The sequence below is a fragment of the Bartonella sp. AU55XJBT genome, assembly GCF_028618525.1.
The window spans coordinates 20,420-29,896 of the sequence record NZ_JAQITC010000021.1; the positions used below are offsets into that span (position 1 = coordinate 20,420).

Annotated in this window: 9 protein-coding genes and 1 pseudogene; 5 read left to right on the forward strand and 5 right to left on the reverse strand. The window is 39.8% G+C overall.

What is annotated here, in order from left to right:
* Positions 1–6 precede the first annotated feature (6 nt).
* From PVV70_RS09395 to PVV70_RS09405, 3 genes are all read right to left on the reverse strand, one after another.
* The gene (locus PVV70_RS09395; RefSeq protein WP_273758978.1) at positions 7–372 is read right to left on the reverse strand and encodes a hypothetical protein; all 366 of its coding nucleotides are present in this window, start codon (positions 370–372) and stop codon (positions 7–9) included.
* Between the two features lie 962 nt (positions 373–1,334).
* Positions 1,335–2,348, reverse strand: a complete 1,014-nt coding sequence (locus PVV70_RS09400; protein ID WP_273758979.1) for a sensor histidine kinase — start codon at positions 2,346–2,348, stop codon at positions 1,335–1,337.
* A 22-nt stretch (positions 2,349–2,370) separates the two neighbouring features.
* Complete coding sequence (locus PVV70_RS09405; RefSeq protein ID WP_273758980.1) at positions 2,371–3,165, reverse strand: response regulator; 795 nt, start codon at positions 3,163–3,165, stop codon at positions 2,371–2,373.
* A gap of 167 nt (positions 3,166–3,332) precedes the next feature.
* On the opposite strand from PVV70_RS09405, the gene PVV70_RS09410 reads away from it, so the two are divergent.
* The 5 genes from PVV70_RS09410 (at position 3,333) to PVV70_RS09425 (ending at position 6,175) form a co-directional block, all read left to right on the forward strand.
* Positions 3,333–3,536, forward strand: a complete 204-nt coding sequence (locus tag PVV70_RS09410) for a NepR family anti-sigma factor (RefSeq protein WP_273758981.1) — start codon at positions 3,333–3,335, stop codon at positions 3,534–3,536.
* Between the two features lie 7 nt (positions 3,537–3,543).
* Positions 3,544–4,098, forward strand: coding sequence for an RNA polymerase sigma factor (locus PVV70_RS09415; protein ID WP_273758982.1), 555 nt, complete (start codon positions 3,544–3,546; stop codon positions 4,096–4,098).
* A 225-nt stretch (positions 4,099–4,323) separates the two neighbouring features.
* Positions 4,324–5,748, forward strand: a complete 1,425-nt coding sequence (locus PVV70_RS09420) for a sensor histidine kinase (RefSeq protein ID WP_273758983.1) — start codon at positions 4,324–4,326, stop codon at positions 5,746–5,748.
* A 57-nt stretch (positions 5,749–5,805) separates the two neighbouring features.
* Positions 5,806–5,958 (forward strand): hypothetical protein, encoded by a 153-nt coding sequence (locus PVV70_RS09845; protein WP_404977267.1) that lies wholly within the window; start codon positions 5,806–5,808, stop codon positions 5,956–5,958.
* Positions 5,942–6,175 (forward strand): hypothetical protein, encoded by a 234-nt coding sequence (locus tag PVV70_RS09425; RefSeq protein WP_404977268.1) that lies wholly within the window; start codon positions 5,942–5,944, stop codon positions 6,173–6,175. The genes PVV70_RS09845 and PVV70_RS09425 overlap by 17 nt, the downstream gene beginning before the upstream one ends.
* Positions 6,176–6,285: 110 nt before the next feature.
* Here the strand turns inward: PVV70_RS09425 and PVV70_RS09850 are convergent.
* Positions 6,286–6,970: pseudogene (locus PVV70_RS09850) on the reverse strand (metallophosphoesterase); the annotation flags it as partial.
* 120 nt (positions 6,971–7,090) lie between these two features.
* Positions 7,091–9,076 (reverse strand): M23 family metallopeptidase, encoded by a 1,986-nt coding sequence (locus tag PVV70_RS09435; RefSeq protein WP_273758984.1) that lies wholly within the window; start codon positions 9,074–9,076, stop codon positions 7,091–7,093.
* Positions 9,077–9,477 lie beyond the last annotated feature (401 nt).

Genomic DNA, 9,477 nt, shown 5'->3' on the forward strand with positions numbered 1-9,477 from the left:
ATGCGTTTAAAGTTTTTTGTGCAAGAGGTTTGTGGAAGAAGAATGCAAAAGGGGAAGCGATGTTGGTAAAATGTCTTCTTTTTGGACTGTCGATCTCTTGTCATTGACATTTTGGCTTTTAAGCAGGAAATTTCCGTGGTTTGTTACAGACCAGATCAATTTTACTTTTTGTTGATGTCCATGAGGGTGTACGCTTATACATTGGGCAAAAATCTGTTGTCCATAAAATGTAAACTTTTTTATGGTTGGCATCACGGCTTGTTCACAGGCTTGAGCCGTTGGGTAGATTTTAGCCATGGTATTGTTGGAATAGCAACTGTTAAAATCATCTGTACATGAAACCAATAAGAGAATAAAAATAAGGGGATTCATAAAATATCTCCCAAATGAGCGGGGTTGGCAGCGTGGGCTCCAATTTGTCAGCCTAGGGCTTCTTCGTTGTTAAACGTTTTTAGAGTTTTTTCGTTCCAAGCGGTTTCTAAACCCTAAGAATTTTCTAGCCCTAAGAATTTTCTAGATTGAATCAATCAAAATCATTGGCTCACACATCATAAAAGCCAAGCTTGTGGGGGAAACTGGTGGGGAAAATCTGTGAAAAAAGCGCTAAAAGTGTCTCTTATGAATGCTCTCTAATGTCAAAGGTGTTGTACGGGGAAATAGAATGGGTTTGTTTTATGGCGGGTATAATGATGCTCAACGGTTGCTTTTAGTGGGTCAAGGGGTATGAAGGTGCAGAAGGGGGAGCTTGATGGCTCACTTTACGGGGGAGAAGACCTTATTTACAGGCGCTGTTTTGAAATGAGCTTGGAAGCATTGAGAAATATTAAACAAGTGCGTGAAGGGAAAAGGGATTTGCTGTTTTGGATGTTCTCTTTTGTGTGAAAAGGATGATCCAGAACGCGATCAATAAAAGCATCAAAATTGTGAATTTCCATTCGTTTATTGATTTTGTCATGGATACTTGAAGTCCCGTAAAGCTCGAAGAGTGATGTTTGGCTTTAATCCTTAAAATTTCATCATTTTTGCAAAATGAAAAGGTATGTGCATGGGGGAAATGACACAAGAAAATTATACAAAAAGACAGGGGGATAGGTCCGTTCTGATTTGGCATATAAAAGCTGAAATATCTTGCTCTTCATTCTTTGAGATTTTATCCTAAAATATATGGCAAGGGATGGTCGTTGATGGACAGCAGGAAAGGGACTTTGATTGGGGGATTTTCATTGTTACGGTTTTTTGCGAGGGGAAAAACTATCTTTGGACTGAACAGAAATAGAGCTGAACAGGTTAGAAATTTTTCTGAAGAGAGGAAGTTTATGGTTTGAAAGGTTTTTTCAAGAAAAAATATCAAAATACGTATCAGGAACAGAAAGGCAATAAACAATCCCTTCTTTTGTCCATTTGAAAGAAGCTGAACCATTGACAGAAATGGGAACAATTTTTTCGAGAACAGCACTGCCAAAACAAGCTTTTTTATCATTTGCGGGAAGGGTGCCGGATTCAAAGTGTTCATTCCAAGTGATGAGTAGATGCGTTTTGCCATTTAGTTGTGTCTCGATTTCACAGCATACATAGACGTGGCCTTTTTCTTGGGAAAGAGCTCCAAAAGAAAGAGAATTAACAATCAATTCATGAAAAGCCAAACCAATATGCAAAGCGGCATTGGGAAAAAGATAAGGATCAACACCCTCAAGTGAAAAACGTTCTGTTTCTTTCATTAAATAGCCAAACGCTTGCGTTTGGACCAATTCACGAAATTGGGCACCACGCCAATCGGAATCGGTGATCAGATCTTGAGAATGAGAAAGAGAATGAAGACGACCTTGAAATTTGCGTAAGAAAACCTGAAGGGATTCAGTATAGCGGGCCGTTTGGCTGGCAATACTTTGAATGATCGCTAGAAGATTTTTAGAACGGTGGCTGACCTCGCGAAGGAGAATTTTCAGCACTTGTTCACGGCGACGTAAGCCGGAAATATTCACACCGGTGGTAATAATACCAATGATGTCTCCGTTGTCATTGCGGTGGCAATCAATAGAAAATTTGTACCAAATCTCTTGTTTGCTCGTATCTTCAAAACGTGCTTCAACAGTTTGCATTTTGCCACTGGCTAAAACCTGCAGTTTAATGGTTTCCATATGGTCTGCAAGGTCAAGCGAAAAAAAGTCGCTGTCACGACACCCAACCCGCCATTTATGGTGCAAATGGTGTGGCAAGTTTTCAGCCCATAAATAAACCAGATTTGTTGACTGATAGAGAACACAAATATCAGCACCTCGAATCGCTTGCATGAGCGCGCTGATATGAGATCTATCCATGGGAGGCTTTGAAAGAGGCGTAACGATCATAATGGCAGAGATTTACTTTGTTCTAAGCTGCTTTAGAAGCATTCTCTTGAAAAAATAAAGCCTGTGAAATAAGCGCTTTCACCATATCTGGATTAAAAGGTTTGGTCACTAAAAAAGTTGGTTCTGGACGCTCGCCGGTCAATAACCTTTCGGGAAAAGCCGTGATGAAAATCACCGGTATACGATCATTTTTCAAAATCTCGTTGACCGCATCAATGCCTGAACTGTTATCGGCTAACTGAATATCCGCTAAAATCAACCGTGGCTTTTTCTTATGATACATGATGACAGCTTCATCATGCGTGCGGGCTATGCCCACAACATGATGACCTAGACTTTCTACCATTTGCTCAATATCGAGTGCAATAAGAGGTTCATCTTCAATAATCATCACTTGTGTGGCAATTTGTTGAGAAATATCAATCGAGGCTTGGTTGAGAAGCTTGCGAAACTCTTTGGTATCTAGATTCATGATTTCGCTGGCTTCTTGTTCATTAAATCCTTCAACGGCAATGAGCAAAAATGCTTGCCGTGCACGGGGTGTCAGATAGGATAATTTGGCACTGGTTTTGTGTTCAATTCCAAATTGTGGCAGGGGCTCAGGGATATTCGGGGTGGTTTGATCAAAAAGATGGCAAAAAAGCCAATAGGTCCCAATCCGGTCACTGGAGGCTTTGGGAAAAATGGAAATGTCGGCAATGAGCGCTTCCAACATCGCTGATACATAAGCATCGCCAGAGGATTGGCTCCCAGTGACAGAACGGGCAAAACGCCGAAGATAGGGAAGATGCGGGGCAATGCGCGTGGATAATGACATAATTTATAACTCCTTTGACCTTTCAAGCATTTTGTTGGTTGAAATTCTCAACAGATAAAAAAGTTCCGATTTGTATGGAACTTTTCCCCGATAGCTATATTTACAACCATAAGGCGAAAAAATTCTTCGCGGTGCTACTTATATTATATGGATTAGGGGGATGAAAAATGAACGACCGTGATGAAAAAAATCTCACCACACATTTTAAAGTTGGAGATGATCCTCTTGGGGCTAACAGTGAGATAGCACGGAAATTACGCCAATTTTACATGGAAATTCAAGAAGAAGCGCTACCACGGCGTTTGCTCGAGCTTTTAGAAAAGTTGGAGCGTGCAGAGCAATTTGCTTTAAACAATGTGGAAAAGGTTTGAACCCTTTATGTCAAAATGCGCGAAAAACTTTAAACAAGAACTCCTTTTGGTGTTGCCGGCTCTGCGTGCTTTTGCTGTTTCTTTAAGTGGCAAGCATGATAAAGCCGAAGATTTGGTCCAAGATACGGTGATGAAAGCATGGGCTAAACAAGACTCCTTTGAGATGGGAACCAATCTTAAAGCGTGGCTTTTTACCATTTTGCGTAATGAATTTTATAGTCAAATGCGCAAAAAGGGAAGGGAAGTTCAAGATACCGACGGTGTATTTACCCAAAATGTTGCGGTTCATCCTTCTCAATATGGAGCGCTTGATTTGCAGGATTTTAAAAAAGCCTTAAATCTGCTTTCAGCCGATCAAAGAGAAGCCATTATTCTCATTGGGGCATCGGGATTTTCTTATGAAGATGCTGCAGTTATTTGTGGCTGTGCTGTTGGAACCATTAAAAGCCGTGTGAGTAGGGCGCGTCATCGATTACAGGAGCTTCTTCATGTCGATGGTGAATCCGATTATGGTCCCGATTCTTATTCTGCTGGGAGTACATTGTGTTCATTTAACGGCTAAAAAAGCATAATAATTATGATCGATAGCCTTGTTTTTTTTATTCCCGTTATAGCTATTACAGTAAAGTCAGTATCTGAGGAAATTCAGAATGTTTGGCGTGTATCTCTTCGGAACACAAGAAAAGCTTGTATGAAATACGCTCATAGGCTTTTGCTGTTTGTTCCATAAGGTTGCCTTCCTTTGTACTGAAAAATGACGACTTTCAAGTTCGCCAATGGAAATTCTATGACAACAAAGACAAACTTGCTGCCTCAAATGCCTTCTTCTGATGCAACGATATCACGCTGGCGATGGGCAGCGATTGTTGTTTCCCTTGTTATGGCTCTTTTAGCATCGGTTTTTATTATGTTGCTTTCCAATGCCGTTGATCGAGAAGTGGCCCAGTTAAATACGAGTTCAGAATTGCGCGAACAGGCTGATTTGGTGCTGATCAGCCTGATTGATATGGCTGTTGCTGATCGCAGCTATGCAAAAACCCGAAAGCCAGAAGATAAGATCCGTTTTGAAAATGCAGAGCGGGAATTGGGAGATATTCTCGATTATATCGAACTTATTGTTTATGCGCATCCGCAATGGGATGAATGGTTTAAGGCTTTTAAAGGCGAGGTTGAAGCACGAAAAGAATTTATGAATGCCCATATGCAGGCGCTGGATACAGTTTCTGATCAATCTTCTCAACCTTTTGCTTCTCCTGATGTCTCGAGGATTCCTGTGGCTCGTTTAGCGCAATTGATGACAAGTTTTATTAATGGCGATGATGTGGTGCGACAAAAACAGCGTGAGGGAATCGCATTGATGCGGGCTGCTTTAACATTGGCGGCGATTGTTTCTGTCGTGAGTACTTTTATTTCTGCCTATTTTGTGATTAATCGGTTTCATCGTGATGTACGTTCTTTAAAATTGTATCAATTGCTGCTTCATAGCGAAAATGCTGCTCTTGAAGCCCGTGTGAAAGAACGAACACAAGAATTAGAAAGAGCGCGCAATCACGCCGAAAAAGAACGCCAACGGGTTGAAATATTGTTGCAGGATGCAAGCCATCGCATTGGCAATTCTCTTGGGACGGTGTCTTCTTTGCTGGGGCTTCAATTAAGTCGGAGTAAAAATGAAGAAGTCCGTTCTGTTTTAGGAGCCGCACGGGATCGTATTCAGACAATTTCCACAGCTCATCGTCGTTTGCGCTTGAGTGACGATATGGAAACGACTCTCTTGGCCGATTTTCTCAGTTCTGTTGTGCATGATGTCGAATTGTCTGTCCCTTTTGAATTGCGTGAAAACATTACCATTCACACGAACTTTAAAGATTGTCGCCTGTCTTCAAGAGATGCGACAACCCTTGGAATTATCCTCGGTGAATTATTGACCAATTCCTTAAAACATGCTTTTCCTGATCAACGGGAGGGACATATTTATATCTCCTTTGGTCCTGAACCTAATGGGCAATTGATGCTCATTGTTGAAGATGATGGCGTGGGGATAAAAAATCAAACTTTAGAACAAAAGACAGGGCTTGGTCGTGTGGTGGTGGAACAGCTCTGTATGCAATTTGGTGAAAAACCTCTTTTTGAAACGTCTTCTTTAGGAGGAACAAAGATTGTCATTCCTTTGCCAAAACTGAGCCACGAAAAGTGCAAAAGAATCTCTGACTGATTTTTAAAAGGCGTAAATTTTCTCTGTTTGTTTGTTTTTAAAAGAATAAAATAAAAAATGGCTTTGCAAAATCATCACTATTCAGGAAAGTTTTGCTTGTCTTCAAGAGATGCTCCAACCCTTGAAATTATCCGTGATGGATTATTGACCAATTCCTTAAAACATGTCTTTTCTGTTCAAAGGGGCGGCCCTATTGATATCTCCTTTTGATCCTGAGCCTAATAGACAGTTGATGTTTACTGTAGAAGATGATGGAGGGCATGAAAAATCAAACTTCAAAGCAAAAACTGGCCTTGGTCCGTGTGGTGGTAGAACAGCTTTCGTATGCAATTTGGTAAAAAACTTGCTTTTGAAACATCTTCTTTTAGGGGAGACAAAAATCGCCATTCCTTTATCAAAATTCAACATCAATCAATCGTTAAAATAATTCACCCTTTTTCAAAAAGAATTTTTTTCAAAATCATATCTTATGATAAGGGGAAAAAATATCTTTATAAATTGCTACAACCTTTCAAGGGGAATACTTCAATTCTATTGTTCATGTCCTACAAAAATTGCCTTGATATTATGGACGCTAATGATGGATCGAAATTCAGCAAGCTTTTGAGTATTTTGGGGTTGGAGAAAATGCGAATCCTTATCTTGCAAATAGGGACGCGCATCGTGAAAGTTGAGAATTGTCACTTTCCCTCTTTTATCAGCAGCTTCTAAATCTTTTTTCAGCCAACCTGAAGAGTCCTTAATGCGTACGGAAGTTGTGCGTTCTTTTAAACTCACTTCATAGAGTGGATAATTTTGAAGTTGTACGTAGTGAATATCGCCGTGATCCCATGAATAACTCAAACTTCCTTCGATGCGATAAAGACCATTAAAAAGCCATCGTTCAGAGAGGTCCTTATTGAAATGAGCGAGAGTCTTTTTGTATTTTTTTTATTTCTGATACCATTCTTTCAACAGCACTTATTGCACAGGCATCGGAAAAAAAATTGAATGTTTTGGGTATTATGCAATTTTGAACATTATCCGCGTAATCGTGATTTCCTAGCCCCTCATAAAAAGGAATACCAAGTGTTTTATAGATATTGGCATAGTCATCGTATGTTTCTTTTCGACTATATTCTGTTAAGTCACCATTCACAATGATAAAATCCGCCTTATGTGATTTTAGCGCTTGGGCAACTTTTTTATTCTCTCTGATCCATGGATCTCTATTTTTTTGTGATCCGTTTCTCCTTTAAAATATTCTCAAGTACGAAAATGCCTTTGAGCTCGTTTAAACGCTAGGATGTTTTTTAAAAGACTTTCAATGCTGATAATAGAGTGTGCAGGTGCTTTCCATACTTTAAGTCCCTTCAGAGGGTGTTATCGGGCTATTGATTAAGGAATCAATATTGTTTTTTTCTTGTAGGAATGTTTGCAGGTCTTGATTGTTTAAGGCTTTGCTATCAGGTATACGGATGCGCATGGGATCAACTTTGACGCCATTGACAATGATTTCAAAATGACAATGGGGACCGGTTGCCATTCCTGTTGTTCCAACATACCCAATGATTTGTCCTTGTCGTACTTTTACGCCTGGTTTGATTTCTGGTGCATAACGGCTTTGGTGTGAATAACTGCTGACATACCCATTTGCATGTTGAATTTCCGTATGATTTCCATAACCGCCTGTTACACCGACTTTTGTGACAATGCCATCTCCTACAGCAATAATGGGCGATCCTTTAGGCGCTACCCAATCAACCCCTGTATGCATGCGCACATAACCTAAAATAGGATGTTTGCGCGGACCAAAGGGTGAGCCGAAAATGCCATTGGGTGTGGGTTTGCGCAGCAAGAAAGGCTTTGAACTTTTTCCTTCAGAATCATAATAATCAATGCTTCCGTCTTTTAATTGATAACGGTAATATTTATAACTTGTATTGCCAAAAGTTGCACTAATATAACGAATTTCTGGATCAGTGCTTTGAGACGGTTCTTTTGCTTTTGCGTTCTTTTTGCCGTTTTGGCTTTCTTTATCGCTTTGGGGGACGGCATAAAATATTTCGATCTGATCATTGGGGGTTATCCGACTTTTCATATCAACATTGGTTGCCAGCAGACGAATAAGACGATGAGAGAGAGATTGTGATATATTATGGCTGAGCAAAGCACTATAGAGTGCATCATAAGCCGTTGGTAATTGCGCGCTGTTGATATAAGAATGCGGAATACCATTTTGAAAAGCCGTTTTAAGGGCTTTAGACATTTTAGGCTCTGTGCTTTCAATGAATTGACCTTTATCATTCAGAGCAATGGTGAGAACATGATACATCCCTTGATAAATACTTGCACGTACGACATGGTCTTCTTCTCCAGCTTGTGTCACGATACCAATGCGTAAAAGACTCCCCTCTTTAAGCGTATCGGAAAGGCTAAATTTTTCTAGAGTGTTTACAACCTGTTCAATTTGATTCTTTGTGTAACTGGTTTTTGTGAAAGCATCAGCGATCTTTTGTGTTTTGCGAATAGGAATAATATCTTCAACATAATTCTTTGCGAGATCGATACGGTGATTTTGAGGAGAAACGGTTACATTTTCTTGAATAATTCGGACTTCAGGGGATTCTGTTCCTTGGGAATCAGAAGAGACATCTTCTAATTTCAAAGGATCAATCAGAGTGAGAACTGAAAGGAGATCGGTACTTTTTTCTAAAGCAAATCCAGCTTTTTGTACCTCTTGTTGTGCCTCTTCATCTGTCAGCGTATCGGTGTCCTCAAAATCGAATTGGTTGATCTTAAAATCATAGCTGCGTAAGGTGAGTTTTGTTTCGATTTTTGCGCCGTAAATATGCCCAGAATCTTGTGGTTTGGTGCTTTGATTTTTCGAATCACTGGCAAGAATGCCTAGAGAATCAAATTTTGGGTAGCTGTATTTCTGAGGACGTTTTTCAGCTAAAGCCATTCGAATCCATTCAAAATGTTGTGTTTGTATGACTTTTTCATCCCCTTTTTTTTGCAGAATTGATAGTTCAAATTGTCGTTTACTATCGAAGCTTTGCCGAGCATGTGTGGGCGCAATACGATCCCCTTTATACCCATTGGCATCAGGATCTTGTGCTTGTAATAGATTTTCTTTTGTAAACCATTGTGGCGGTGTTACCAATCGCTGTTGTTCATCAAGAGCTGTAAAAAGTGCAATCCCCATAAGAATGCAGGAAGTGATTCCTGTCAGCACCGTTCCTGTAAGCCAACGTGCCGAGACTTGTCGGCGTTCAGGCCGCAAGCGTTTGACGACAAGAGCAGGGTCCTGTCCGGGATCGTTTTTGTGTTGTCCGTTATCCCACATAGATTCTAAGAGTTCTTTTCAATATTAAATAAAAAAAGCTAGCATAGCTTAGCATGTTTCTACAAGAATTTGATTTTTTTACAGATGATAGATCATGCGAATTTTCTTTCATACAGCAACGCTTTTATAAAATATACCTGTGCAGAGAAATCCTTAAATCACATTAAAATAACGTCTGGCAAACGCTATTATGATTCACTCATTCAGAGGCATTTTTTTTGTTTTATGCATTTTTATTATGTTTTGTCTGGACTTGAAATACAATCAGCTGTTCTCATATTTTATTTTAGAAAAAAAAATTAAAAATGATATTGACTCTTTGTTTGAAAGAGTACTATATACGCTGAGTAACGAGAGCGGTTTCTGCTTGCGATGGTTGGTTTTGCTCTTGTTTTATTGAC